At 72.2% G+C, this 26,382-nt stretch carries 22 protein-coding genes and 1 pseudogene; 6 read left to right on the forward strand and 17 right to left on the reverse strand.

Features of this window, described 5'->3' with window-relative positions; all coding sequences use genetic code 11:
* The 4 genes from efeU to ABZ374_RS31950 form a co-directional block, all read right to left on the reverse strand.
* Positions 1-605 (reverse strand): iron uptake transporter permease EfeU (gene efeU / locus ABZ374_RS31935; protein ID WP_360317669.1); only part of this gene is annotated, 605 nt, incomplete at its 3' end.
* A gap of 176 nt (positions 606-781) precedes the next feature.
* Entirely contained in the window at positions 782-2,059 is a 1,278-nt protein-coding gene (locus tag ABZ374_RS31940; protein WP_360317671.1) for a ribonuclease D, read from the reverse strand.
* A gap of 331 nt (positions 2,060-2,390) precedes the next feature.
* Positions 2,391-3,059, reverse strand: a complete 669-nt coding sequence (locus ABZ374_RS31945) for a response regulator transcription factor (RefSeq protein WP_078974877.1) — start codon at positions 3,057-3,059, stop codon at positions 2,391-2,393.
* Positions 3,060-3,238: 179 nt separating this feature from the next.
* Positions 3,239-3,835, reverse strand: coding sequence for a DUF3000 domain-containing protein (locus ABZ374_RS31950; protein ID WP_360317673.1), 597 nt, complete (start codon positions 3,833-3,835; stop codon positions 3,239-3,241).
* 93 nt (positions 3,836-3,928) lie between these two features.
* Here ABZ374_RS31950 and hemE point away from each other — a divergent pair, with 93 nt between their 5' ends.
* The 3 genes from hemE (at position 3,929) to hemQ (ending at position 7,434) form a co-directional block, all read left to right on the forward strand.
* Positions 3,929-4,993, forward strand: a complete 1,065-nt coding sequence (gene hemE, locus ABZ374_RS31955) for a uroporphyrinogen decarboxylase (RefSeq protein ID WP_360317675.1) — start codon at positions 3,929-3,931, stop codon at positions 4,991-4,993.
* Between the two features lie 161 nt (positions 4,994-5,154).
* On the forward strand, positions 5,155-6,606 hold the full coding sequence (gene hemG / locus ABZ374_RS31960) for a protoporphyrinogen oxidase (RefSeq protein ID WP_360317677.1): 1,452 nt from the start codon (positions 5,155-5,157) through the stop codon (positions 6,604-6,606).
* Between the two features lie 30 nt (positions 6,607-6,636).
* Positions 6,637-7,434, forward strand: a complete 798-nt coding sequence (gene hemQ, locus ABZ374_RS31965; protein ID WP_360317680.1) for a hydrogen peroxide-dependent heme synthase — start codon at positions 6,637-6,639, stop codon at positions 7,432-7,434.
* On the opposite strand, the gene ABZ374_RS31970 is transcribed toward hemQ, so the two are convergent.
* From ABZ374_RS31970 to ABZ374_RS32000, 7 genes and pseudogenes are all read right to left on the reverse strand, one after another.
* On the reverse strand, positions 7,383-7,586 hold the full coding sequence (locus ABZ374_RS31970; RefSeq protein WP_360317682.1) for a hypothetical protein: 204 nt from the start codon (positions 7,584-7,586) through the stop codon (positions 7,383-7,385). The two genes, hemQ and ABZ374_RS31970, sit on opposite strands and share 52 nt — an antisense overlap.
* Before the next feature lie 612 nt (positions 7,587-8,198).
* Positions 8,199-9,145: pseudogene (locus ABZ374_RS31975) on the reverse strand (DUF692 domain-containing protein); the annotation flags it as partial.
* A gap of 83 nt (positions 9,146-9,228) precedes the next feature.
* On the reverse strand, positions 9,229-10,104 hold the full coding sequence (locus ABZ374_RS31980) for a TIGR04222 domain-containing membrane protein (protein ID WP_360317806.1): 876 nt from the start codon (positions 10,102-10,104) through the stop codon (positions 9,229-9,231).
* 106 nt (positions 10,105-10,210) lie between these two features.
* Positions 10,211-10,621, reverse strand: coding sequence for a peptide-methionine (R)-S-oxide reductase MsrB (gene msrB / locus ABZ374_RS31985; RefSeq protein ID WP_020549426.1), 411 nt, complete (start codon positions 10,619-10,621; stop codon positions 10,211-10,213).
* Between the two features lie 82 nt (positions 10,622-10,703).
* Positions 10,704-12,128: a UDP-N-acetylmuramate--L-alanine ligase gene (gene murC, locus ABZ374_RS31990; protein WP_360317685.1), complete on the reverse strand. Its 1,425-nt coding sequence runs from the start codon at positions 12,126-12,128 to the stop codon at positions 10,704-10,706.
* A 60-nt stretch (positions 12,129-12,188) separates the two neighbouring features.
* Positions 12,189-12,665, reverse strand: a complete 477-nt coding sequence (locus ABZ374_RS31995; RefSeq protein WP_360317687.1) for an indole-3-glycerol phosphate synthase — start codon at positions 12,663-12,665, stop codon at positions 12,189-12,191.
* A gap of 154 nt (positions 12,666-12,819) precedes the next feature.
* Positions 12,820-13,560: a pyrimidine reductase family protein gene (locus tag ABZ374_RS32000; RefSeq protein WP_360317689.1), complete on the reverse strand. Its 741-nt coding sequence runs from the start codon at positions 13,558-13,560 to the stop codon at positions 12,820-12,822.
* Positions 13,561-13,591: 31 nt separating this feature from the next.
* On the opposite strand from ABZ374_RS32000, the gene zapE reads away from it, so the two are divergent.
* Entirely contained in the window at positions 13,592-14,638 is a 1,047-nt protein-coding gene (gene zapE, locus ABZ374_RS32005; RefSeq protein ID WP_360317692.1) for a cell division protein ZapE, read from the forward strand.
* 743 nt (positions 14,639-15,381) lie between these two features.
* Complete coding sequence (locus ABZ374_RS32010) at positions 15,382-16,221, forward strand: PPK2 family polyphosphate kinase (RefSeq protein WP_360317808.1); 840 nt, start codon at positions 15,382-15,384, stop codon at positions 16,219-16,221.
* 60 nt (positions 16,222-16,281) lie between these two features.
* Here ABZ374_RS32010 and treZ read toward each other — a convergent pair whose 3' ends face one another.
* The 4 genes from treZ to ABZ374_RS32030 form a co-directional block, all read right to left on the reverse strand.
* Positions 16,282-18,042 (reverse strand): malto-oligosyltrehalose trehalohydrolase, encoded by a 1,761-nt coding sequence (gene treZ / locus ABZ374_RS32015; protein WP_360317694.1) that lies wholly within the window; start codon positions 18,040-18,042, stop codon positions 16,282-16,284.
* A 65-nt stretch (positions 18,043-18,107) separates the two neighbouring features.
* The gene (gene treY, locus ABZ374_RS32020; RefSeq protein WP_360317696.1) at positions 18,108-20,399 is read right to left on the reverse strand and encodes a malto-oligosyltrehalose synthase; all 2,292 of its coding nucleotides are present in this window, start codon (positions 20,397-20,399) and stop codon (positions 18,108-18,110) included.
* A gap of 116 nt (positions 20,400-20,515) precedes the next feature.
* Positions 20,516-22,630 carry a glycogen debranching protein GlgX gene (gene glgX, locus ABZ374_RS32025; protein WP_360317699.1) on the reverse strand — a complete coding sequence of 705 codons (2,115 nt, stop codon included), beginning with the start codon at positions 22,628-22,630 and terminating at the stop codon, positions 20,516-20,518.
* Between the two features lie 162 nt (positions 22,631-22,792).
* Positions 22,793-22,996 carry a hypothetical protein gene (locus ABZ374_RS32030; protein ID WP_360317702.1) on the reverse strand — a complete coding sequence of 68 codons (204 nt, stop codon included), beginning with the start codon at positions 22,994-22,996 and terminating at the stop codon, positions 22,793-22,795.
* A 309-nt stretch (positions 22,997-23,305) separates the two neighbouring features.
* Here ABZ374_RS32030 and ABZ374_RS32035 point away from each other — a divergent pair, with 309 nt between their 5' ends.
* On the forward strand, positions 23,306-24,703 hold the full coding sequence (locus tag ABZ374_RS32035; RefSeq protein ID WP_360317705.1) for an SAV2148 family HEPN domain-containing protein: 1,398 nt from the start codon (positions 23,306-23,308) through the stop codon (positions 24,701-24,703).
* A gap of 17 nt (positions 24,704-24,720) precedes the next feature.
* On the opposite strand, the gene ABZ374_RS32040 is transcribed toward ABZ374_RS32035, so the two are convergent.
* Positions 24,721-25,608, reverse strand: a complete 888-nt coding sequence (locus ABZ374_RS32040) for an aminoglycoside phosphotransferase family protein (RefSeq protein ID WP_360317707.1) — start codon at positions 25,606-25,608, stop codon at positions 24,721-24,723.
* A 35-nt stretch (positions 25,609-25,643) separates the two neighbouring features.
* Positions 25,644-26,381 carry a CbiX/SirB N-terminal domain-containing protein gene (locus tag ABZ374_RS32045; RefSeq protein ID WP_360317709.1) on the reverse strand — a complete coding sequence of 246 codons (738 nt, stop codon included), beginning with the start codon at positions 26,379-26,381 and terminating at the stop codon, positions 25,644-25,646.
* Position 26,382: the final 1 nt, after the last annotated feature.

Below are 26,382 nucleotides of genomic sequence, written 5' to 3' on the forward strand. Positions count from 1 at the left end.
TGGAGGTCGTGGACGCCGTAGGCGAGGACGCCGGCGGCGACGACGACGAGGCCGGCGCCGGTCCACAGGAAGAATTTGGCGAGGTTGATGCGGACGGCGCCGGCGTAGAAGAGGTAGCCGAGGACGACGGCGGTGGCCAGGCCGAGGGCGACGCCGATCATGGGTTCGGTGTTCTCGCCGGTGGAGCGGGCGGTGCCCCAGACGATGACGGCGGTCTCCAGTCCTTCGCGGCCCACGGACAGGAACGCGGTGAGGACGAGTGCGCCGGTGCCCATGGACAGGGCGTGGTCGAGTCGGCCCTGGAGCTCGGCCCTGAGGGCGTGCGAGGTGCGTCGCATCCAGAAGATCATCCAGGTGACCAGCAGGACGGCGACGATCGACAGGGAGCCGCCGAAGAGTTCCTGTTGCCTGAACGTCATCTCGGCGGAGGTCAGTTCGAGGGTCGCCTCCAGCGCGACGCTCAGCGCCACCGCGGCGGCCACCCCCAGCCACACGGCCGGCAACGCGTCCCGGCGCTCGCTCTTGACGAGATAGGCGATCAGGATGCTGACCACCAGGGCCGCCTCCAGGCCCTCGCGCAGGCCAATCAGATAGTTGGCAAACACAGGCCACCCCACCGCTCGAACAAATACCGAAAAATTAGGCGAGGCTAACCAAACCATCCGGGGGATCCGGCGTCAATGTGGACAAAGCAAAGCTCGGGTAACGGCGTGCCGCGCCGAATCGCGAATCGCCCGTCGCGGCGCACCGGACGCAACGCGCCCGGTGCGCGGTGCCCGGGTCAGGCGCCGGTGCCGTTGGCGGCGTGTGCGGCCAGCCGCAGGAACGCGCCGGAGAGCGCGGGCGCGGTCAGCGTGATCTGCCACGAACGTGCGCCGAAGGCGCGCAGCACGTCGCCGATCGCGTCGGCGGTGGGCGCCGAGGGTGGTGCCCAGGCGAGCCGGCGCACGTAGTCCGGCGCGAGCAGGTTCTCGGTGGGCAGCGTGTGCTCGTCCGCGATGGCCGCCACGGCCGTCTTGGCCGCGGTCAGACGCTCCGCGGCGGCCGGGTCCTTGTCCGTCCACGCGCGCGCCGGCGGCGGGCCCTCGTGCGGCAGCGTGGACATCGGCAGCTCCACCTCGGGCAGCGCCCGAGCCTGCTCGATCGCGGCCAGCCACACGCCAGCCTGGCGTCGGCTGTCCCGACCGGTGAAGCCGGGCAGCGCGAGCAGGGCGGCCACCGACGCGGGCCCGGCGAGCGCGGCCTCGACGATCGCGCTGTCCGGGATCACCCGGCCCGGCGAGACGTCCTTCTGGCGGGCGATGCCGTCCCTGGCCAGCCACAACGAGCGCACGATCGCCAACTGCCGACGGCGCCGCACCCGGTGCAGCCCGGACGTGCGCCGCCACGGGTCCACCCGGGGGGCGGCCGGCGGCGCGGCGGCGATCGCGGCGAACTCCTGCAGGGCCCAGTCGAGCTTGCCCTGCTCGGTCAGTACGGCCTCCAGCTCGTCGCGCAGCTCGATCAGCACCTCCACGTCCAGCGCGGCGTAACGCAGCCACGGCTCGGGCAGGGGGCGGGTGGACCAGTCCACCGCCGAGTGCCCCTTCTCCAGGGAGAAGCCGAGCACGGTCTCGACCATCGCGCCCAGCCCCACCCGGGGGAAGGCGGCGAGTCGGCCGGCCAGCTCGGTGTCGAAGATCCGCCGCGGCACCATGCCGACCTCGGCCAGGCACGGCAGGTCCTGGGAGGCGGCGTGCAGGACCCATTCGGCGTCGACGATCGCCGCGCCGAGCCCGGACAGGTCCGGACAAGCCGCAGGGTCGACCAGGGCGCTGCCCGCGCCGGCCCGACGCAGTTGGATCAGATAGGCACGTTGTCCGTAGCGATAGCCCGACGCCCGCTCGGCGTCGACGGCGACCGGTCCCGCTCCGGCGGCGAAGGCGGCGATGGTCTCGGCGAGCGCTCGCGGATCCGCCACGACCGGCGGTACGCCCTCGCGAGGTGCCAGGAGAGGGACCGGCGCCGGGGGGACCGGCGCCGGAAGTTCGGATGAGGTTTCGAAGGAGGCGTCGGTCACCCCACCAAAATAGCCCGCCCGTCCACCCGATCGGGCAGGTCCCCGCCAAGGTGGGCGCGCCACGGGCGGTGTACGGCGGTCGGAAACCGTACAAAATCCACCGGCACGGAATATCCGGGACATGCCGGGGCGCCGGATTCGGCCGGCGACATCGGGTTCGGGCGCCCTCGTGCGCGCGAGGCGGGTGCAGGTCGCGCGGCGAGCCGACCCGGCTCGACCGACCCGGGGCCGAGCGCGCCCGGGCCCCGACAGGCCGAATCCCGGCGGGTGGGTCCACCCGCCGGGATTCGGCTCTACCTGATGAGGTGTCCTGATGCTCTGCCGACCTGCGTCAGCTGATGATGCCCGCCCGCAACGCGAGGGCGACCATGCCGGCACGGTCGCCCGTGCCCATCTTGCGGGCGATGCGGGCGAGATGGCTCTTGACCGTCAACGCCGACAGGCCCATCGCCTGGCCGATCGCCTTGTTGGACCGGCCCTCCGCGACGAGGCGCAGGACCTCGATCTCGCGCGCCGAAAGCTCCCGGACGCCGGAGCCGGGCTCCGTCCCGCGCTGTTCCGACGGACGCATGCGGTTTGCCTGGGGCATCCCGTGGTGCATTCCCGCTTGCCGTGCGTGTCCAGGGTTCAGTCCCGCTCGCGCGCCGGTCACGACATAGCCCCGAACGCCCGCGGCAAGCGCGGAACGAACGGCACCGATGTCGTCGGCTGCGGAGAGTGCCAAGCCGTTCGGCCAACCGGACGCGCGCATCTCGGTGAGAAGCGTGAGTCCGGAGCCGTCGGGCAGGTGCACGTCGGCGACACAGAGGTCGCGCGGTGTACCGGCACGGGATCGAGCCTCGGCGATGGTCGACGCCCCGACGACGTCGCGCACACCGAGGGCCCACAGGTGGCGGATGACCGCGTCGCGAACCCGGGGGTCCGCGACGACAACCATTGCCGTGGGCTTGGAAGGACGGTAGGCAAGCAGGTTTGCAGGGTGATCGAGAAGTACCGACACCGGGCCTCCTGCGCAGTGATCGCGATTCCCGAAGAAGCGGCCCGACCAGCTACTCCTTCGGGGTGGTCACCCTGTCCTTCGGCACATATGGCGCCGGCCTTTAGAGGAAGATCCAAATCCGTTATGCGACGTTGACCCGGGTGTGTGACCGCGAGGTCTCGCAGTGCCGACCCGGCGTGTCAGGAGCCGGGTCGGGCGGGCCGGCGCGGTATGGCGACCACGCCTTCGCCCGAGACCAGCGGCGGCAAACCCGCGCAGGTGCACATGAGTTCGGTCCACGCCAGCAGGTGGGGCAACAACTCGTCGTCGGTCGGGGTCCAGGACGCCCGGACCTCGATCTCGGTCCGGGCGATCTGCCCGGAGAGTCCGCCGAAACCCTGCGAGGTACTGCGACTGACGGTGCCGCTGGGGGCCCGATAGGCGGCGCCGACCGCGTGCAGGGACTCGGTCAGCCAGGTCCAGCCGACCTCGGGCAGCAGCGGGTCCATCGCCAGCTCGGGTTCGAGTTCGGCCCGCGTCATGGTCACCACGCGAAACGTCCCCTCCCAGGCCTCGTGACCCGCCGGGTCGTGCAGCAGCACGATCCGCCCGCCCGCCAGTTCGTCCTCGTCCTCGCCCAGCGCGACCTCACCCGCGAACGCCGCCGACCAGGGGGCCAGGCCGCGTGGCCGGGACATCTCCTCCAGCACGATCTCCGGGCGCAGGCTCGCGGCCCGCCATCCGGCCAGCGCCTGCCGAAACTCCTCGGGCTCCTCGGATTCGCCGCCTGCTGCCATGCCTGGCAGCCTAGGCCGCGCCGGGGTCGTCAGGCCCGGGCGACGCGCCGGACGGGGGTGCTCGGTCTGGGCCGTCCGGGTGCGTCTGGGACCATGGCGGATGTGACCGAAACGAGCCTTCCGCACGCCACCGTCCGAGACTCGGCCTTCCTGCGGGCCTGCCGACGTGAACCCGTACCGCACACCCCGGTGTGGTTCATGCGCCAGGCGGGTCGTTCGCTGCCCGAATACCGCAAGCTTCGCGAGGGCACCGCGATGCTCGACTCGTGCATGCGGCCGGACCTGGTCACCGAGATCACCCTGCAGCCGGTGCGCCGGCACGGCGTGGACGCGGCGATCTTCTTCAGCGACATCGTGGTCCCGCTCAAGGCGATCGGCATCGACCTGGACATCAAGCCCGGCGTCGGTCCGGTGGTGGCCCACCCGATCCGCTCGCGCGCCGATCTCGCGCAACTGCGCGATCTGACGCCGGAGGACGTCCCCTACATCACCGAGGCGGTCGGTCAGCTCGTTGGCGAACTCGGCGCCACGCCGCTGATCGGGTTCGCCGGGGCGCCGTTCACCCTCGCCAGCTACCTGGTCGAGGGCGGGCCGTCGAAGAACCACGAGCAGACCAAGGCGCTGATGTACGGCGACCCGCAACTGTGGGCCGACCTGGTCGACCGGCTCGCGCAGATCACCTCGGCGTTCCTGAAGGTGCAGATCGAGGCGGGCGCCTCGGCGATCCAACTGTTTGACTCGTGGGCCGGCGCGCTGTCCGCCGCCGACTATCGCGCGTCGGTGCTGCCGGCCAGTACGAAGGTGCTGGCCTCGGTCGAGCACTACGGCGTGCCGCGGATCCACTTCGGGGTGGGCACCGGGGAACTGCTGCACATGTTCGGCGAGGCCGGGGCCGACGTGGTCGGCGTCGACTGGCGCATTCCGCTGGACGCGGCGGCGACCCGGGTCGGGCCGGGCAAGGCGCTCCAGGGCAACCTGGACTCGGCCGTGGTGTTCGCGCCGTGGGAGGCGGTCCGGACCAAGACCGACGAGGTGTTGGCCGCCGGGCGTGCCGCCGAGGGGCACATCTTCAACCTGGGGCACGGCGTACTGCCCAACACCGACCCCGAGGTGCTCACCCGGATCGTGGCGCACGTGCACGAGGTCAGCGCGCGGTAGGGCGGCGGGTGCGGGCGCCGGTGGTTCTGGGGTCGACGCCCGCGCGCTGCTCGGCGGCGTGGACGCGGGTACCGGGTCGGTGAGCTGCGGGGGCGCTGCCCGAACGGGGCCGACGCGTGGCCGGTTCCGGTCGCCGGGCGGTGCGCGTGAGAGGGTGCGGTGTGGACAGTTCGCCGGTGGTAGACGGTCGTCATGTCGTGGTCGTGGGGGGCGGAATCGCCGGTCTCACGGCTGCCTGGATGTTGCTTCGGGACGGCGATCCGCAGCTCACCGTCACGGTGCTGGAAGGCTCCGCGCGGATCGGTGGCAAGCTGCACGCGGGCACCATCGCGGGCGTCGCGGTCGACGAGGGCGCCGAGTCGATGCTCGCGCGGCGCAGCGAGTCGATCGACCTCGCGCGTGAGGTCGGCCTGGCCGCGGATCTGCAGCCGCCGACCACCGCGAGCGCGTCGTTGTGGACCCGCGGTGCGCTGCGGCCGATGCCGCGCGGCCACGTCATGGGTGTGCCCGGCGACCTGGAAACGCTCGCGTCGAGCGGGGTGTTGTCGGCGGCGGGCCTGGCCCGGATCCCGCTGGACCACGCGCTCGCGCCGCACCGCTACGAGGACGACGTCTCGGTGGGCCGCTATGTCGCCGAGCGGGTCGGCCACGAGGTGGTGGACCGGCTGGTCGAGCCGCTGTTGGGTGGGGTGTACGCGGGCAACGCCTACGACATCTCGCTCGCCGCGGCGGTCCCGCAGTTGTTGCCGATCGCACGCTCCGGCGGGTCGCTGGTCGCGGGTGTGCGCGGGCTGCTGGAGCGTGCCGCCCAGCGGCCGGGCGGCCCTGTGTTCATGGGCATTCGCGGTGGCGTCGGGCGGCTGCCGGTCGCGGTCGCGGGCGCGGTGGTGGCGACCGGGCGCGGCGAGATCAAAACCCGGACCACGGTGCGCGAACTGGAGCGCACGCCGAGCGGCTGGCGGCTGATCACCGGGCCGACGAACGCGCCGGCCGTGCTCGACGCGGACGCGGTGGTGCTCGCGGTGCCGGCGGCGCCCGCGGCGCGGCTGCTGCGGCCGCACTCCACGGTCGCCGCGGTCGAACTGTCCTCGATCGAGTACGCGGGCATGGCGCTGGTCACCCTCGCGTTCCGCCGCGCCGACCTGGCGGCGGTGCCCGCCGGCAGCGGGTTCCTGGTGCCGCCGATCGACGGCCGCCGGATCAAGGCGAGCACGTTCGCGTCGAACAAGTGGGGCTGGCTCGGCGATGCCGACCGCGACACCTTCGTCCTGCGCACCTCGCTCGGGCGGGCCGGCGAGCAGGCGGTGCTGCAGCGCGAGGACGCGGATCTGGTCGCCGACTCGCTCGCCGACCTGCGGGACGCGATCGGGCTGAGCGCCGAGCCGATCGACACGAGGGTCACCCGCTGGGGTGGTGGGCTGCCGCAGTACGCGGTCGGCCATCTGGGCCGGATCGCCTGCGTGCGCGACGCGGTGGAGCGGTTGCCCCGGCTGGCGGTGTGCGGTGCGGCGTACGAGGGCGTGGGCATCCCCGCGTGTGTGGCGAGCGGGACGGCTGCCGCGGCCGACGTCTTGGCGCAGCTCGCCGGGCCGCTTGCCCGCCCCGTGCGCTGACGCCCGGCTCGGGAGAGAGAGAATCGACCCATGACGCAAAGCACCGCGGAGAACACCCCGGAACCGGTCGACGCCGCAGCAGCCGTGATCGACGCCGCTCTCGACGGGGACGTCACCGGGACCGAAGGCGGGCCGGCGCCGACCCGCCCCAAGGCCCGCGACCTCAACCAGGTGATCAGGTACACGATGTGGTCGGTCTTCCGGCTCCGTGAACCGCTGCCCGTGGACCGGGCGGGCATGGCGGGCGAGGTCGAGCAGTTGTTCGAGCAGTTGCTCGACAAGGACGTCGTGGTGCGTGGCACCTACGACGTCTCGGGCCTGCGCGCCGACGCGGACCTGATGATCTGGTGGCACGCCGAGGACTCGGACGCGCTCCAGGAGGCGTACAACCGCTTCCGCCGCACCGACCTGGGGCGGCTGCTGGAGCCGGTGTGGTCGAACATGGCGCTGCATCGCCCGGCGGAGTTCAACAAGAGCCACATCCCGGCCTTCCTGGCCGAGGAGACCCCGCGCGACTTCGTCGCGGTGTATCCCTTCGTGCGCTCGTACGAGTGGTACCTGCTGGAGGACGCCGAGCGTCGTCGGCTGCTCGCCGAGCACGGGAAGATGGCGCGCGGCTTCCCGGACGTGCGGGCGAACACGGTGCCCTCCTTCGCGCTCGGCGACTACGAGTGGATCCTCGCCTTCGAGGCCGACGAGCTGCATCGCATCGTCGACCTGATGCGGCACCTGCGCGGCTCGGAGACCCGCCGGCACGTGCGCGAGGAGGTGCCGTTCTACACCGGTCGCCGGCGTTCGATCGGCGAACTGCTCGTCGGTCTGGTCTGAGTCACCTCCCGCGCGGCGGTCGAGCCGATCGGGCCCGACCGCCGCGCGGCGTCGCAGGCTAGGACGAGCTGCTCGAACACGACGACGAGCTCGAGCACGAGGAACCGCTGGAACAGGACGAGCCGCTCGAGCACGACGAGCCGCTCGAACACGAGGAACCCCCGCCCGCGCCGCACGAGGAGTTCCCGCCGCACGCGGCGTGGTGGCCGTGATGCCCCTGCCAGTCGGGGCCGTGCTGGTGGTGCCCGTGCTGGTGGTGGTGCCCGTGCGAGTGCTGCGAGCCGTATCCGTCGAATGGCGGGCCGCCCATCCACGGGGCGTCGTTCGAGAACCCGCCTCGTCCGTACCCCCGACGGGCGCGCCGGTCCGCCCACTGCCGGATCGGCCTGCGGAGCCGCCTGCGGACCTGCCGGAGGATGATGCTCCACACCGCGACGACCAAGAACACCGCTACAACGGCCCAGACCATGCCGCGCCCACCCCCTGTGTGCGATTGCCTGCCGTGCCTACTGCCCGCGCCCCCACGCGCGGCGTGCCAACCACCCGCGCCATCGCCCCCACCGGGACGGCTCGCGCGTCGTGAACACCTCGGCCAACGCCGCCGGCAGCGCGTCCCGCTCGCACAGGTGCGACGCGAAGGCGTGTACGTCCGCGCGGCTGCCGCCCTCCGCCGGTTTCGGGTGCACCAGTGCCCACGTCATGAACTCGCCCGGCCAGCGCGGCCCCAGCGCGTCGGCCAGTTCGGGCACCGCGCGCAGCGCCGAGTCGCGCCGCTTGGCGGCCAGTGCCCGGGCCTGGGTCCGCACCCGCTCCGGATCGAAGCCGGCCGGCGTGGGTCCACCCGCCACCAGTGCCGCGAGCAGTTCGCCCTGTTGCCGGGCCAGCCGTTCGCGCGCGCTCACGAGCGCACCGCCGGGCGGGTGAGCACCGCGCGGATCGCGGCCAGTTCGGCGGCCAACTCGCCGGCCGGCGGGAAGTCGGTGTCGCGCTCCAGCAGCACCCGCGGCGGCCGGTGCAGCGCGCACAACATCTCCAGCACCTCCAGGACCGGCGCGGTCACCGGGTGCGCGTGTGTGTCGTGCCACAGGCCGTCGCGCTCGACGCCGCCGGCGACGTGCACGTACTCGACCGCCTCCAGCGGCAGTTCGGCCAGTGCGGCGGCCGGGTCCAGGCCGTGGTTGACCCGCTCGGTGTGCAGATTGGCCACGTCGATCAGCAACCGCACGCCGGTGCGCTCGACCAGCTCGGTCAAAAACCGCGCCTCGCTCATCTCGTTGTCGGGCCAGGTCAGCAGGGTCGCCGGGTTCTCCAGCGCGAGCGGGACCGGCAGCGACTCCTGGGCGATCCGTACGTTCTCCACGACCACGTCGAGCGCGTCCCACGTCATCGGCGCGGGCAGCAGGTGGCCGGCCTCCAGACCGCCTGCCCGGACGAACGCGAGGTGCTCGCTGACCAGCGGCGACTCCAGCGCGCCCGCCACCTCGGCCAGCCGGGCCAGTCGGGCCGGATCGGGCCGGTCGGCACCCGCGAGCCCGAGGGCGACGCCGTGCGGAATCACCTCGACGCCCCGTGCGCGCAACACCCGCAACGACTCGGGCAGGTGCTCGACGCAGACGTTCTCGGCGATCACCTCGACGAAATCGACGCCGGCCAGGCGCTCGATCGTCAGGTCGATCTCCGGTCGCCACCCGATTCCCACCGCTGTCCGCATCCGCCAAGCATGACGGGCACCACGCACGGCGAAACAGGCGGACTTCCCTCGGTTGCGTCGCGCCCACCGGGCCCGGACGGCCCCTAGCCGCCGCAGCCGTCCGCCGTGCCGCCGCAGGAGCCCGCTCGGGCGCCCTGGGGGGACGCGCAGGACGTGTTGCCGCACCACGGGGACTGCGGGTCGCGGCTGCCCGGAGCGGGGGCGTTGCGGCGGAAGATCTCCTTGACCACCGGGTCGGGGAAGCGGTCCAGGCCCCACAGCGCGACCGCGCCCACCCCGTCGGCGCCCAGGGCGGCCACCGCCGCCTCGTCGCGGCGCAGCCGGATCAGCCGGCGCATCATCGGCGCGGTGGGCACCACCCGCTCACCGAACACGCCGAGCAGCAGCAGGCCCGCGACACACGCCTGGATGCCGATCACCGCGAGCAACAGACCCACCCACGGCAGCGCGCTCGCGGCTCCGTCGTCGGCGGTCACGAAGCCCGCCACGGCGGTGGCCACACCCAGCGGGATGCTCGCGAACAACGCCCAGCGCGGCAGCCGGCGCGGCTCCGCGTTCGGCCGCGCGACCAGACCGTCCGCGAACAACGTGGCGCCGATCGCCTGGATCTCCGGCGACGCGGCCACCCGCACGCGCAGTTCGCGCAGCGGCAGCCCGCCGTACTCCTCGTCGAGCACGCGCAATGGTGCGTCCGCCACCGCGTCCGGCTCGGGGGCGCGGGCGGCGACCACCTGGCCGTCCCGGCTCACGTGCAACGACCCGGCGCCGAGCAGGCGCAGGATGCACACGTCGGCCGCGCGGGCCGCACCGCCGGACACGAACGCGTACTCGGCCGGGCTCAGTTCGGTCAGGCGTTGCCGATCGGCCCGCTTGCCGCCACGCCGGGCGCACCCGATGGCGACGCCGAGCACGAGCGCCGTCCAGACCGAGTACGCGAGGAGTGGCAGCCACGGATTCATGGTCACCAGGCATAGCGGACGAACACCGCCCGAGTGACCCGATGTGAGCTTTGCCGCACCGGCCCGAAGCAGGTTTGCCGGCCGGGCGATCGACCCTGCGGCTCGATCAGCCCTGCGGGTCGGGTTCCAGGGTCAGCGAGATGGAGTTGATGCAGTAACGCTGGTCGGTGGGCGTCCCGTAGCCCTCACCCTCGAAGACGTGTCCCAGGTGCGAGCCGCAACTCTTGCAGCGCACCTCGACCCGGGTCATGCCCATCGACGAGTCCTCGATGTACTCGACCCGGTCCTCGGCCAGCGGCGCGTAGAAGGACGGCCAGCCGCAGTGGCTGTCGAACTTGGTGTCGGAGCGGAACAGCTCGGTCCGGCATGCCCGACAGCGGTAGACGCCGGTCGTCTTGGTCTCGGTGTACTCGCCCGTCCAGGCGCGCTCGGTGCCGGCTCGGCGCAGCACCCGAAACTCCTCGGGGGACAGCTCGGCCCGCCACTGGTCGTCGGTCTTCTCGATTTCGTAGGCCATGTTCACATCCAACACCGCACGGTGCCGCGACGTTCCCTCGGGGACGTCGCGGCACCGTACGATCGGCCCGGCCGGCCGATGCTCAGCGCGGGGCGTTGTTGCGGTCGCGGATCGCGTCCAGGATCTCCGGGCCGAGCAGGGTGACATCGCCCGCGCCCATGGTCAGGACCAGATCCCCGGGCCGGGCCAGCGCGGCCACCGAACCGGCGACGTCGGACCAACTGTGCTCGGTGCGCACCAGGCCGCCGTTGTCCAGCGCGGCGTGCGCGATGATGTTGCTGGTCACGCCCGGCTGCGGGTCCTCGCGGGCGGCGTAGATGTCCATCACGACCGCGATGTCGGCGGCGGCCAGCGCGCGGCCCATCTCCACACCCAACTGCTGGGTGCGGCTGAACAGATGCGGCTGGTACACCGCGATCACCCGGCCCGCGCCCACCGCGCCGCGCGCGGTGGCCAGGTCGGCGGCGATCTCGGTGGGGTGGTGGGCGTACGAGTCGATCACCCGGATGCCGCTCTCCTCGCCCTTGAGCTGGAATCGGCGGCGCACTCCCTGGTACTTGCCCAGGCCCTCGGCCATCCGCTGCGGCTCGACGCCCAGGGCCAGGCCGACCGCGAGCGCCATCACCGCGTTGGAGGCGTTGTGCCGGCCGGGCACCGCGACGGTGAACACCAGGTCGTCCTCGACGGCCTTGCCGCGCACCGTGACCCGGCTGCCCAGGCCGAGCGACTCGATCTCGACCAGGCGCAGGTCCGCGTCCGGGTGCTCGCCGACGGTGACCACCCGCAGCAGCGGCAGGGACACCGCGAGCCGCTCGCGCAGGGTGCCGGCGCCGGCGTCGTCGGCGGACACCACCAGGGTGCCGCCCGGGGTGATCCGGGCGGCGAAGATCTCGAACGCCTCCAGCACGTCCTCGAGCGAGCCGTAGTTGGCGTGGTGGTCCAACTCGACGTTGAGGACGACCGCGACCTCGGGCGCGTACTTGTGGAAGCTGCGGTCGCTCTCGTCCGCCTCGGCCACGAAGATGTCGCCCGAGCCGTGGTGGGCGTTGCTGCCGGCCTCGTTGAGGTCGGCGCCGATCGCGAAGGACGGGTCCAGGCCCAGCGAGGTGAGGCCGACCGCGAGCATGCTGGTCGTGGTGGTCTTGCCGTGGGTGCCGGCGACGGCCACCGAGCGGCGCCCGTCCATCAGCCGGGCGAGCGCGTCCGCGCGGTGCACGATCGGGATGCCCCGCTCGCGGGCGCGCACCAGCTCGGGATTGTCCGTACGGATCGCGGACGACACGACCACGCAGGACACGTCCTCGGCCACGTTGGCCGCGTCGTGGCCCACGTGCACCGTGCAGCCGAGTTGGCGCAGCGCGAGCACCTGGGTGGAGTCCTTGGCGTCGCTGCCGGAGACCCGGGCCCCGCGAATCGCGAGGATCTTGGCGAGCCCGGACATGCCGGCGCCACCGATGCCGACGAAGAACGGGCTGCCGAGGTCGACGGGCTCGGCGGGGGGTGCCATGACGCGGGCTCCTTCGAATTGTGGGACCCGGGCGGTTCGGCGCGGGCTCCCGCGATTGTGTCAGCTCACGTCGTGTGCGAAGAGCTTGAGCACCGGGACACCCACGTTCTGCCGGGCCCGCGAGGCCCAGTCGCGGTGGAAGACCTCTTCGATGAAGTGCGGGTCGGTGAGCACGATCACCTCGTCCGCGTCGTGCCGCTCGACGATCTGCTTGAGCGTGTCCAGCGGGTCGCGCCCCGGGGTGGTCTCGCCCACCGCGTTCGCGCCGGACGCGCGCAGGGCCGCGACGCTCGCGTCCAACGTACGGCGGGCGGCGGTCGCGCCGTCGTCCGGGTCGGGCTTCTCGTCGATGTCCTCGGCCGCCTCGTCCAGGCGCACCAGGGCCACGTCGTCCAGGGCCTGGAGCAGCTTGCGATGGTCGGCCTTGCCGGGCAGGACCACCACGAACGAGGTCTCGACGCCCTCGTGCAGGCTGGTGACGAACTCGACGTCCGCCTCGTTCAGGACCTTTTCGATGAGCAGCACGATCGTGTACACGCAACACTCCTTGATCCGGATGATCCAACCGCCGGGGCGGGTGTCTGTGCGCCGTCCGCCCAGGAGACCACCCTCCCACTCTCTCGGTCGGCGACCGTCCACGAGCGCGGGATATCGGCCGCCGGGCACGGGCGCGCGGGTGTGCCGGCGAGGCTCACGCCCGCACGTAGCGGGTGAACAGCGAGCCGTCCTCCTCCAGCACCGACACCGGGCGCATCGACAGGCCGTCCGGAAGGGCCGGACCGGCCAGGATCCGGTCGGCGGGACCGGCGGTCAGCAGCGGGCTCACCGTCAGGCACAGCTCGTCCAGGCGACCGCACGCGGCGATCTGGGCCAGCACGTGCGGGCCGCCCTCGGTGAGCTGCCGGGTCAGGCCGCGGGCCGCCAGTGTGTCCAGGGCACTCGCGAGGTCGACCCGGTCCCGTCCGGCGACGAGCAGGTCACCGTTTTCGCGGGCCGCCGCCAAGCCGTGCGGTGCGGCCTCCTCGCAGGTGATCACGATGGTCGGGGTGACCGCCTCGGTGAACAGCGGCGCGGTGAAGTCGATGGCCAGGCTGCGCGAGACGACCGCGATCACCGGCGCCGGCGGTTGTCCGGCGGCGGCGCGGGCGGCGGCGTAGGCCGGTTTGGGCTTGGGCGGCCGGTAGCCCTCCTTGCGGACGGTGGCCGCGCCCACCACCACGACGTCGGCCAGGCCGCGCAGCACTCCGAAGATGCGCTTGTCCGCCGGTGAGGACAGCCCCGCTGACAGGCCGTCGGGTGCCTGCGCGGCGCCGTCGAGGCCGGCCACCATGTTGGCCCGCAGCCAGGTTCGGCCGGGCGGATAGGCGTACGCCTCGACGAGGTCGACGTCGGGTTCGGCAGGGGCGCTGGGTACGGGAAGGAGACGGCGCATGCGACCGAGTTTTGCACGCGTCGTAGGCTTGATGATCGTGCCAGTAGTCCACGCCGTGTCACTCACCCGGCGGCAGCCCAGCGTCCCCGCCGACCGTCTCGTCGCCGAGATGGTTCCGCCGCCGCGCTTCGGCGACGTGCGCTTCGATACCTACATTCCCGATCCGAACCAGCCCGGGCAGGCCGCGGCCGTGCAGCGCCTGGAGCGGTTCGCGGCCGAGCTGAACGGGGACGGCGGGAACGGCCGGCGGCGCTGGTTCCGCCGGGAGAGCACGCCCGGCCCCAGCGGGATCTACCTCGACGGCGGCTACGGCGTCGGCAAGACCCACCTGCTCGCGTCGCTGTGGCACGCCGCGCCCGGACCCAAGTCGCTGTGCACGTTCGTCGAGCTGACCAACCTGGTCGGCGCGCTGGGCTTTCGGCAGACCGTCGAGGCGCTGTCCGGACACCGCCTGTTGTGCATCGACGAGTTCGAGCTGGACGACCCGGGCGACACCGTCCTGGTGTCCACCCTGCTCGGCAAGCTCGCCGACGCCGGCGTCAAGCTGGCCGCCACCTCGAACACGCTGCCCGACAAGCTCGGCGAGGGCCGGTTCGCCGCGCAGGACTTCATGCGCGAGATACAGGGGTTGTCCGCGCGCTTCGAGGCGTTGCGCATCGACGGCGAGGACTACCGGCACCGGGGCCTGCCCGCGGCTCCCGCGCCGATCGACGACGACGTGGTCGCCAAGTCCGCCGAGGCCGCGCCCGAGGGTGCCGCGCTCGACGACTTCCCCGAGCTGCTCGCGCACCTGGCGACCGTGCATCCCAGCCGCTACGGGGCCATGCTCGACGGGGTCACCGGCATCTTCTGGCGCGGCGTGCGACCGGTCCAGGACCAGGCGACCGCGCTGCGCCTGGTGGTGCTCGCGGACCGGATGTACGACCGCGAGCTGCCGGTCGTCGCCTCGGGGGTGCCCTTCGACGAGTTGTTCACCGAGGAGATGCTGGCCGGCGGCTACCGCAAGAAGTACCTGCGTGCGGTCTCGCGGCTGGTGGCGATGGCCCGCGACGGCGCGGAGCACGTACCGACCCGCTGACCGGGGCGGACGCACGGGTACGGCCGGCATCGGCCGTGCGCCGTGCGGGTGTTGTCCGTGGGCGACCGGTGTGCGGGTGAGGCATCATCGGACCCGGGTCCCGACGACGCGGAGGCAGCGGTATGGCGAAGAAGGCCGAACGCAGGAGTGCAGGCACGACCGACCGGGACCCGAAGGGGCGAGCCCCGGTGGGCCTGGGCGAGACATGGGACGAAACGGCCGTTGCGAAGGCCGCCAAGGCCGCGAAGGCCGGCAAGGCCGAGAAGCCGGAGAAGCCCGAGAAGGCCGCCAAGAAGATCGAGAAGGCCGAGAAAGCCGCCAAGGCCGAGAAGGCCGAGAAGGCCGAGAAGGCCGAAAAGGCGGAGAAAGCCGCCAGGAAGGCCGAGAAGGCGCTGAAGGCCGAGCGGGAGTTGCGGGCCGAGCAGGTCAAGGCGGCCCGAAAGGCCGACAAGAAGGCCGCCAAGGCGGTCCAGGCCGCAGCCGAGCGGGAGGCCGCCGAAGCGGCGAAGGTGGCGAAGAAGCTCGCCCGGCAGGCCGCCGAGCGCGCCGAGGCCGAGCAGGCCGCCGCCAAGGCACTGCGCCTGGACGTGGTCGCCCTCGAAGCGGTCGGCCCGGACGTCGTCGAGGTGGTGACCGAAGCCGTCGTCGAGTCCGTCCCCGAAACCCGGGTCGCCGCCGAGTCACCGCGCCTGCACGTGGTCACCGAGGCGCCCGCGGAGGCGGCCGAGCACCCGCGGACGGACGTGCCGTCCATCCGCGCCGTGCTCCGCCCGCCCGCCGGCCCCGTCGACCTGACCGCGATCGACCCACGCGCCACCCCCGGCTTCCGCGGCGACAAGGCCGACGCGCTCGCCGACGTCGCCGCGATGGCACCGCGACTGGCCGAGCTTCAGGAGAAGCTCTACGCGCAGGCCGTGGCCGGCGGTGCGCGCCGCCGGGTGCTCCTGGTGATCCAGGGCATGGACACCTCCGGCAAGGGCGGTACGGTCAAGCACGTGATCGGCCAGTTCAACCCGTCCGGCTGCCACATCCACGCGTTCAAGGCGCCGACCGAGGAAGAACTCGGACACCCGTTCCTGTGGCGGATCCGCAACCAGGTACCGGCCCCCGGCCTGATCGGCGTCTTCGATCGCTCGCACTACGAGGACGTGTTGATCGCCCGGGTGCGCGAACTGGTCCCGCGCCAGGTGTGGTCGCGCCGCTACGCCACGATCAACCGCTTCGAGCAGGGCCTGGCCAAGGACGAGGTGAGCGTGCTCAAGGTCTTCCTGCACATCTCGCCCGAAGAGCAGCGGGAGCGGTTGCTCGCGCGGCTGGACAACCCGGACAAGCACTGGAAGTTCAACCCCGCGGACATCGACGAGCGCTCGGTGTGGCCGCAGTATCGCGCGGCCTACGAGGCCGCGCTGGAGAAATGCGACAGCGACGCGACGCCCTGGTACGTGGTGCCCTCGGACCGTAAGTGGTACCGCAACTGGGCGATCAGCCGGCTGTTGCTGGAGCACCTCGCCGAGTTGGACCCGCGGTACCCGGCGGCCACCTTCGACGTCGAGGCGGAGCGCAAGCGGCTGCTGGACGCCTGAGCGGACCGGGCGGCCCCGAACGCCGGACGGCGGCGTCGACCGTCCGGCGTTCGGGCCCGATCAGCGCGGGCCCACGCGGACCACCGCGACCGAGGTCGCGGGCAGGCGCAGGGTGGTGCCGACCAGGCCGCGCCGGATCTCCGCGCGGTCGTCCCAGGCCGCGACGATCTCGGCCGCGCCGGTGCCCATCGGCAGCGTGGCGGGCTGCTCGGCCAGGTTGATCGCCGTACGGAACGCACCACGATGCACCATCAGCCAGCCGGCGGTCTCCTCGAAGCTGACCTGAACCCGGGTCAGATCCGGATCGGTCAGGTGTTCCCACTCGCGACGCAGCGCGATCAGCCGCTTGTACCAGGCCAGCAGCGCCGCGTGGGGTGAGCCCTTGAGCTCGTCCCAGTCCAGACACGAGTCGCGCACGGTTTGCGCGGACTGCGGATCCGGGATCTGCGCGGCGTCCCAGCCGTGCGAGGCGAACTCGGCGCGCCGACCGTTGCGCACCGCCTCGGCCAGTTCGGGGTCGGTGTGGTCGGTGAAGTACTGCCACGGGGTGGACGCGCCCCATTCCTCGCCCATGAACAACATCGGGGTGAACGGCGAGGTGAGTACCAGGGCCGCGCCCGCGGCCAGCAGCGCCGGCGGCAGGGTGGCCGAGATACGGTCGCCGGTGGCCCGATTGCCGACCTGGTCGTGGGTTTGCAGGTAGCCCAGGAAGCGGTGTGCGGGCATGCGTGAGGTGGGCACCGGCCGGCCGTGCGTACGCTCGCGGAACGAGGACCACGTGCCGTCGTGCAGCCAGACCCGGGTGAGCGTCTTGGCGAGTGTGCCCATCGATCCGAAGTCGCCGTAATAGCCCTGCCGTTCGCCGGTGAGCAGGGCGTGCAGCGCGTGGTGGAAGTCGTCGCTCCACTGAGCCTGGACGCCCATCCCGCCACTCTCGCGCGGGGTGACCACCCGGGGGTCGTTCAGGTCCGACTCGGCGATCAGGAACAGCGGCCGACCACTGGCCGCGGCGAGCTTGTCCACCGCCTCGGACAACTCTTCGAGGAAGGGCACCGCACGGTTGTCGGCGAGCGCGTGCACCGCGTCCAGGCGCAGTCCGTCCACGTGGTAGTCGCGCAGCCACATCAGTGCGCTGGCGACCAGATAGGCGCGCACCTCGTCGGAGCCGGGTCCGTCCAGGTTGACCGCCCAACCCCACGGTGTCTTGTAGCGGTCGGTGAAGTAGGGCCCGAACTGCGGGAGATGGTTGCCGGAGGGGCCCAGGTGGTTGTGCACCACGTCCAGGATCACGCCCAGGCCGCGCCCGTGGCAGGCGTCGACGAATCGTTTCAGGCCCTCCGGGCCGCCGTACGGCTCGTGCACCGCCCACGGGCACACCCCGTCGTAGCCCCACCCGTGCCTGCCCGGGAAGGCGGACACCGGCATCACCTCGACGTGCGTGACGCCCAGGTCGACCAGGTGGTCCAGCCGCTCGACGGCCGCGGTGAAGGTGCCCTCGACCGTGAAGGTGCCGATGTGCAACTCGTAGACCACCGCGCCGGGCAGCGGCCGGCCGGTCCACGCCCGGTCGGCCCACGTGTACGCGGCGTGGTCCACCACCCGGCTGGGGCCGTCCGGGCCGTGCGGCTGCCAGGGTGAGCGCGGGTCGGGCAGCGGGGCGCTGCCGTCGATCACGAACGCGTAGTCGCTCCCGTGCACCGCGGCCGGCACCTCCGCCTGCCACCACCCGGGCCGGTTCGCGTCCCGCATCGGCTTGCGGCGACCGTCGACGATGACGTCCAGGGACGACGCTTTCGGGGCCCAGACCTCGAACCTGACCACGATGGTTTGTCCTTTCCGGGAACGCGGGCGAACGGGTGGGAGAGTGCGGAGGGAGCGCGGGTGGGTCAGCCGCGGGTGAGCAGGGCCACCGGCAGGTCCTCCAGGATGTGCCGCAGCCGGGCCTGGCCGCTGTACGGGTTCCCGGTCAGCGCGTCGATCCAGCGACCGGGCGGCAGCGGGAGCAGGGCGCCGCCCCAGCCGCCCTTGGCCGCGAGGCCGGCCGGCAGCAGGGTGGCCACGGTGATCGCCTCGCCGCCGCGCACGAACGCGATCGCGTGTCGCGCCTCCTTGCCCCGGGCGAGCAGCGGCGCGTAGGTGCCGGTGAACCAGTCGGGATGTGCCCGGCGCAGGCCCAGCGCGGCGCGGGTGACGCGGAACTTGAGCGCGTCCAGGGGAGCGTGCTCGCGGCCGAAGTCGACCGGCGCCCGGTTGTCCGGATCGACCAGCGTGTACAGCGCCAGTTCGCCGCCCTGGTACACGTCCGGTACGCCCGGCATGGTGAGCTGGACCAGCTTGGCGCCGAGCGAGACGGCCCGGGCCGGTCGATCCAGGTCGGTGACGAACTCGGCGATGTCGGCACCGAGTTCCTCGTCCGCCAGGACGGCGCGCACGAATGCCTCGGTGGCCGCCTCGTAGTCGGGGTTCGGGTCGGTCCAGGTGGTCGCCCGGGCCGCCTCGCGCATCGCCTTGCGCAGGTAGTCGACGGCCCGGTCGGGCGACAACGGCCAGGCGCCGACCAGGGTCTGCCACAGCAGATAGGTGTCGTAGCCGTCCGGCCCGAAGCGGAACTCGGAGCGGTGCGGCCGGGACCAGTCGTTCCAGGTGTGCACCCGTTCGGCCCAGTCCTCGGGGACCTCGGCGAGCACCGCGAGCCGGGCCCGCACGTCCTCGCTGCGCTTGGTGTCGTGGGTGCTCAGCGTGGTCATCGTGGTGGGCGACATCCGCGCGCATTCGGCGTGGAAGTCGGCGATGTCCAGGCCGATCGAGTCCGGGGCGCCGCCGACCTCGTTCAGCGAACTCAGGCCGTACCAGCGGTAGAACGCGCGGTCCTCGACGCCCTTGGCCGCCAGGGCTGCCGCCACCTGGCCGAAGCGGGTGCCGAACTCGCCGTCCGCGAGCGCGAGTTCGGCGATCTCGCGGGCCGCCTCGGAGACCTGCCCGGGCACCCCGGTCAGCGCCCGGGCCATCGCCGCGATCGAGCCGGGACCGCCGCCGGGGTAGGGGCGGTAGGTGGGGAACGCGGTCAGCAGCGGCGGCAGGGCGCGGCCGATGTCACCGGCGCCCGCGACCGGTTCCAGGTCGTCCAGGGCGCGCCGCAGCCGGGCGAATTCGGTGGCCAGGCCGCCCGCGAGCACCTCGGCCTTCGCCTCCTGGGCGAGGTAGTCGAAGCCCTCGCGGACCCCGGTCTGCTCGCGGTGCAGCGCCCGCAGCGGCTCGGCACCCTCGGCGTCGACGAACAGGTTGTCCACCCGGCGCAGCGCGTCGTAGCCGGTGCTGCCGTGGCAGGCCCAGTCGGTGGGCAGCCGTTCCTCGTCGGCGAGGATCTTCTCCACCACGATCCAGGCGTTCGGCGCGGCGGCGTGCAGCCGGGCCAGGTAGGCGCGCGGGTCGGCGAGCCCGTCCGGGTGGTCGATCCGCAGCCCCTGCACCAGCCCCTGGTCGACCAGCCGCAGGACGACCTCGTGGGTGGCGGCGAAGACCTCGTCGTCCTCCTGACGCAGGGCGATCAGGCCGGCGATGGTGAAGAACCGGCGGTAGTTCAGCTCGCTGTCCGCGCGCCGCCAGTGCGCGAGTTCGAAGTGTTGGGCGGCGAGCAGTTCGTCGAGCGCGAGCTTGTCGGTGCCGGCCCGGAGCGGGAACTCGTGTTCGTGGTAGCGCAGCACGTCGCCGTCCACGATCAACTCGTCGGCGACCTCCTCGACCGGTCCGCCGAGCACGGGCAGCAGCACCCGGCCGTCGTGCCGGGACCAGTCGATGTCGAACCAGCGGGCGTAGGGCGAGTCCGGCCCCTCCCGCAGGGTTTCCCACAGCGGCCGGTTGAGCGACTCGGGCGCGGGCACCGCCATGTGGTTGGGCACGATGTCCAGCACGATGCCCAGCCCGTGTGCGGCGGCGGAGCCGGCCAGCTCGCGCAGCCCGTCCTCGCCGCCGAGTTCGGCGGACACGCGCGAGTGGTCGACCACGTCGTAGCCGTGGGTGGAGCCGGGCACGGCCTGCAGGACGGGCGACAGGTGCAGGTGGCTGACCCCGAGGGAGGCGATGTAGGGCACGGCGGCGGCAGCTTCGGCGAACCCGAAGGTGGGCTGCAACTGGAGCCGATAGGTCCCGGTGGGGAGCTGCGAAGGCGACGAGGTCATGCGGACTAGCTTCCCCGGACGGCCCCGGGCTACCACCCGCCGGGGTGGTGAAACCTGATCGGACGCGGCCGGGCCCGGTTCGCCGGGATCCGCCGGACCGGGGCCGGCCGCCCGATTCAGGGTCGTTGCAGGACCACCAGCGAGCGGGGCTCGACCGACTGGCAGGAGCCGCCGTCGACGGTCATCCGGGTCTTCGGCTCGTGCATCGTGGTTTTGTCGTCGGCCGTGTCGACCACGACGGTCCAGGTCGTGCCCAGGCCGTCGGGGATGGTGAACTCCTCGGTTTCGTGCGAGGCGTTGAACAACAACAGGAACGAGTCGTCGGTGATCTTTTGGCCGCGCGGGTCCGGTTCGGAGATCGCGTTGCCGTTGAGGAAGACCGCGACCGACTTGGCGGCGGCCGCCCACCAGTCGCCGTCGGACATCTCCTCACCCGTGGGGGTGAACCAGGCGATGTCGGTGAGCTCGTCGTGGGTGCCCTGGACGGATCTGCCGTGGAAGAAGCGCCGGCGTCGGAACACCGGATGCTCGGCCCGCAGCCGGGTCATCATCCGCATGAATTCGAGCTGATCGGGCACCTCGCCCTGGGGCCATCGGACCCAGGCGAGTTCGTTGTCCTGGCAGTAGACGTTGTTGTTGCCCTGCTGGGTGCGGCCGAACTCGTCGCCGTGCGCGATCATCGGCACGCCCTGGGACAGCAGCACGGTGGCGATGAAGTTGCGCTGCTGACGGGCCCGCAGCGCGAGCACGTCCGGGTCGTCCGTCTCGCCCTCGACGCCGTGGTTCCAGGACCGGTTGTGGCTCTCGCCGTCTCGATTGTCCTCGTGGTTGGCCGCGTTGTGCTTGCCGTTGTACGACACCAGGTCGTGCAGGGTGAAGCCGTCGTGGCAGGTGACGAAGTTGATCGAGGCGATCGGCCGCCGGCCGTCGTCCTGGTACAGGTCCGAGGAGCCGGTCAGCCGCGAGCCGAACTCGGCCAGGGTGCGCTCCTCGCCGCGCCAGAAGTCGCGCACGGTGTCGCGGTACTTGCCGTTCCACTCGGTCCACAACGGCGGGAAATTGCCCACCTGGTAGCCGCCCTCGCCGACGTCCCACGGCTCGGCGATCAGCTTGACCTGGGACACGATCGGGTCCTGCTGGACCAGGTCGAAGAACGAGGACAGCCGGTCCACCTCGTGGAACTGCCGGGCCAGGGTGGCCGCGAGGTCGAAGCGGAAGCCGTCCACGTGCATGTCGGTGACCCAGTAGCGCAGCGAGTCCATGATCAGCTGCAGCACGTGCGGGCTGCGCATCAGCAGGCTGTTGCCGGTGCCGGTGGTGTCCAGGTAGTAGCGCTTGTCGTCGGCGAGCCGGTAGTAGGACGCGTTGTCCAGGCCGCGGAAGGACAGCGTGGGCCCGAGGTGGTTGCCCTCGGCGGTGTGGTTGTAGACCACGTCGAGGATCACCTCGATGCCCGCCGCGTGCAGCGCCTTGACCATCGAACGGAACTCCTGCACCTGCTGCCCGCGTTCGCCGGTGGACGAATAGGCCGCGTGCGGCGCGAAGAAGCCGATCGTGTTGTAGCCCCAGTAGTTGCGCATGCCCAGGTCGGAGAGCCGGTGGTCGTGCACGAACTGGTGCACCGGCATCAGCTCGATCGCGGTCACGCCCAGGCTCACCAGGTGCTCGATCACCGCCGGGTGCGCCATGCCCGCGTAGGTGCCGCGGATCTCCTCGGGCAGCCCCGGGTGGGTGCGGGTCAGCCCGCGCACGTGCGCCTCGTAGATCACCGTGTCGTGGTACTCGGTGCGCGGCGGCCGGTCGTCGCCCCAGTCGAACCAGGGGTTGATCACCACCGAGGCCATCGTGTGCGGCCCGGAGTCGGTGGTGCTCATCAGGTCCGGGTGCTCGAACGAGTAGCCGTACATCGACTCGTGCCAATGCACCTCGCCGCACATCGCCTTGGCGTACGGGTCGAGCAGCAGCTTGTTCGGATTGCACCGGGCGCCGGAGGCGGGGGCGAACGGGCCCTGGACGCGGTAGCCGTACCGCTGCCCGGGCTGGACACCGGGCAGGTAGGCGTGCCGGACGAACGCGTCGGCCTCGCGCAGCTCGATGCGCTGCTCGGCGCCGCCCTCGTCCAGCAGGCACAACCAGACACGTTCGGCGGCCTCCGAGAAGACCGCGAAGTTGGTGCCGGCGCCGTCGTACGTGGCGCCGAGCGGATACGGATGACCGGGCCAGACCTGCATGAGCAACCTGCTTTGTCGCGGATCGTGCTTCGGCAGCTTGCAGTCTCCCGTACCGAACCGGATTCATGTGCGAGATCCGCTCCGGCGTCCCCCGGTCGGGTGGATTTCGAGCCGGATCGGTGGGCGTGCGCGCCGTGCCACCGATCGGTTGCCCGCACCGGATCAGATCCAGTCGAGCAATTCCGCCGCGAGGACTTCCTCTCGGCACGGCCATACGTCGCCGCACGAGCACACCGCGCCGTCGGCGCCCGCGGGCTCGGCGCGGTGGTGGTGCGCGAAGATGTCCGCGACGACGTCTCGGTACTTGGCGAAATCGTCCTCGGTGCCGGTACGTCCCGCCGGGATCCTGCCGTTCGTGGCCAACATGACGACCTCCTGGGTGCCACGGTTCCTGCCGCATGAGACGGACCGTCGAGCCGTCCCGGTTGCGGTCCGGAACAGGTGGAGGGAAGACCCTCTGCCGTCCGGCAATTGTTCCGAGACGTCATCGTGCCGCCGGGCAGAAATTGCCAGAGCGTGTCGAGTCCCCCCAATCGCCTTACGCCATCCGGGTAATGCCCGCGCGTGCATCACTCGAACGGGGTATACGACCCGGCCCGCGCGGGCTCCCCGAGGTCACCGGGTTTCGCTATACGCTCGTTCGGTTCCGGCTCGACGACGAACGGATGGGACGCGATGGCCGATCGGGAATCCGACTCGCCACCCTCGACGACCGATGATCCTGCGGAGGGCCCGAGTACGACCGGCCTCGGCGGCGGGAACGGCCCGACCTTCGGCGACGGCGGGGACACCTTCCCGGATCCGTACGCCGGCTACGCGGACGGCGAGTCCGCGAGCGGGGCGGCCGGGCTCACCGACAGCGGCTCGTTCGCCTTCGACGCGTCGGTGTTGCCCGGGCCCCGGCACGCGGCGACCGGGACGGCCGTGCTGGACGGTTCGAGCCCGCCCGACCCGCTGCCCGGGATAGACCCCGCGACGCTGACCTGGACCGAGGACGACTGGGCGGGCGCGCTGTTGCGGGCCCGTCGGGCCGGCCGGGCGTACGTCTACCTGAACCTGATCGAACAGCGGCTGCGCGCGGTGATCGGCGCGGTGCTGATCCCGGTCTACGGGCCCGGCGAGCACCCGCACGACGACGGTGCCTGGGTGCTGGCGGCGGCCGGCAACGCGCAGAACGAATGGGTCGAACGTGCCGAGGCCGTGCGGGAGATGAGTCGCCGGCGCGGCTACATCGTGGACCCGGCCGACGACGAGCTGATCGCGTTCCTGACCCTGCCGCAACTGCGCGAGCTGATGGTGCGCAACTGGTGGTGCTTCGAACCGTTCCTGCCGGACCGACGCAAGCTGGAACGCGCCCTGGAAGAGGTCGAGATCGGCCGGCACATCGTGGCCCGCAACCGGGTGCTCTCGCCCGACGTGCTGGCCCAGGTCGAGCGTGCCTGCCTACGGGTGCTGGCGATGCTGGACGGCCCGCTCGCCGAGCGAGGCGATCGGCGGCTGGCCCTGGACGCGGTCGAGGAACTGTTCGCCGGGCGCTACGCGGACGTGGTGGGGGTCTTCCAGGACCGCTCCGCGCTGCAACGCCGCCTGCCGTTCGCCGACCTGGTGGAGGGCGCGCGCGGGATCGACGCGATGGGCGTCTCGCTCAACCTGCTGTGCCAGAACTACTCGGGGCGCGACCTGACCCGACTGGGTTCGAGCGGCTGCGAGATGCGGTTGTTGTTCCTGAACCCGGCCGGGGACGCGATGAAGCAGCGGGAGAAGGACGAGGGCATCAAGAAGGGACTGCTGTCCCGGATGACCACGCTCAACATCCTGCACCTGCGCCGGATCCGTTCGAAGCTGCGCGAGCCCCGACGGATCGAGATCCGGCTGTACGACGAGGCGCCCCGGTTCGCCGCGTACCTGGTGGACGGGGACGTGGGCCTGATCCAGCCGTACCTGCGGCACGCGCGCGGGGTCGAGTCACCGGCGTTCGTGCTGCGCGCGCACGCGGCCGAGACGCGCGGGCTCTACCCGTTGTTCCAGGAGGAGTTCGAGCAGCAGTGGGTGGACAGCAAGCGCACGTCCTGAGCGCGCTCGCGGCCCGGTCAGAACGCGTGCCAGCGGGCGTCCGGGTCGTCGGTGCGCAGGGTGCGGACCCGGTGGTGGAACTCCTCCTCCGCCGCCGGGTTGCCGGGCACGTGCTGGGCCACCCACGCGGTGGCGGCCAGTTCGCGGGTGTCGCGCAGCACCCGGTAGCCGGGCCACTCGGTGACGTCGAATCCGTACTTCTTCGCGAACCGTCGCTGCGCGCCGTCGGGCAGGCCGTAGCGCGCGGCGGCCATCGGGGTCAGCACCAGGTCGTACTCGCGCAGGTCGTGGGCCGCGGTCTCCCAGTCCAGCAGCAGCGCCCGGCCGCCGTGCACGCCGACGTTGCGCAGCAGCGCGTCGCCGTGGATCAGGCCCGGCTCCAGCGCCGGGGTCAGCTCGCGGCAGGCCGCCTCCAACGCGTCCCGGCGGGCCAACAGATAGCGGCGATCCTCCAACCCCACGGCGGCGTCGGCCGAATCCAGCCAGGTCTCCACGAGCGCGAGCGGGGCCCGGGCGGGCAGCGCGAACGGCGGGGTGGGCAGCGCGTGCAGCTTCTTGAGCAGTCGGGCCAGGTCGACGACGTCCGGTTCGCGCTCGGCGGGCGACAACAACTCCCAGAAGGTGACCGGGCGGCCGTCGACGGACACCGGCTGCGGGTCGATCCCCGGCGCGGGGCGTACCGCCGGGAAGTCCTGTTCGGCGAGCCAGCACGCGACCGCGATCTCGCGGCGCGCCCGCTCGGCCATGTGTGCCCCGCGGGCCACCCGGACCACCAGGCCCGCACCCGGCAGGGCGAACACCGCGTTCTCGCCGAAGGCGAGCAGCGTGGCGTCCGCGGCCGGCACCGCGACCTTCGCACACGCGCGTAGGAGCACCGACCGTTCGCCTGCCACCGAGTCGATCACGCCGGTGATGGTAGCCGGTTCGAGCCGGTTCGGGGTCAGGCGGAGCGCCGGGATCGCACCGGCAGTGCCGCGTCGTAGCGGTCGAGCACCAATCGGGCGATTTCCTCGGTGTCCGCGACCGGCTCGGTGACCGGCTCCGCCCCGGCGGCCAGGGCCTGTCGGAGGATGCGGTCCGGCAGGATGCCCGGGGCCAGCATGCACGACGCGACGGCGACGCGTTCGGCGCCCAGCGTGCGCAACTCCTCGATCGCCGCGCCGATCGTGGAGCCCTGGTGGACGGAGGCGAACGCGGGGACCACGGCGCACCAACCGGTACGCCGCCACTCCCGCGCGACGATGGTGGTCACCGCGTTCGCCTCCGGATCGGTGGAACCGGCGGTGGCCAGGACGACGCCGTATCGGCTGTCTCCGGGCCGTACACCCGCCTCGCGCATGCGCCGGTCCAAGGCTGCCAACAGCAGCGGGGAAGGGGCCAGTGTGGCCGCCTGACGCACGGTCAGCCGGCGATGGCGCAGCACGTGGGGCACGTCCTGCTTGGCGTGGAACGCCGGGGTGAACAGCAGCGGCACCGCGATCACGCTGTCGGCGCCGGCGTCGGCCAACTCGTCCAGTCGCTCGGGCACCCGCGGGCCGCAGTGGTCCAGGTAGCCGATGTCCACCCGCAGCCCCGGCCGCAGCGCGCGAACCCGTGCGGCCAGGGCGGCCATCGCCGCGGCGTGCCGGGGATCGCGGCTGCCGTGCGCGACGGCCAGGAGCGGGGGAACGGGAGTCATG

This window comes from Embleya sp. NPDC005971 (assembly GCF_040629175.1).
GTDB lineage: Bacteria > Actinomycetota > Actinomycetes > Streptomycetales > Streptomycetaceae > Embleya.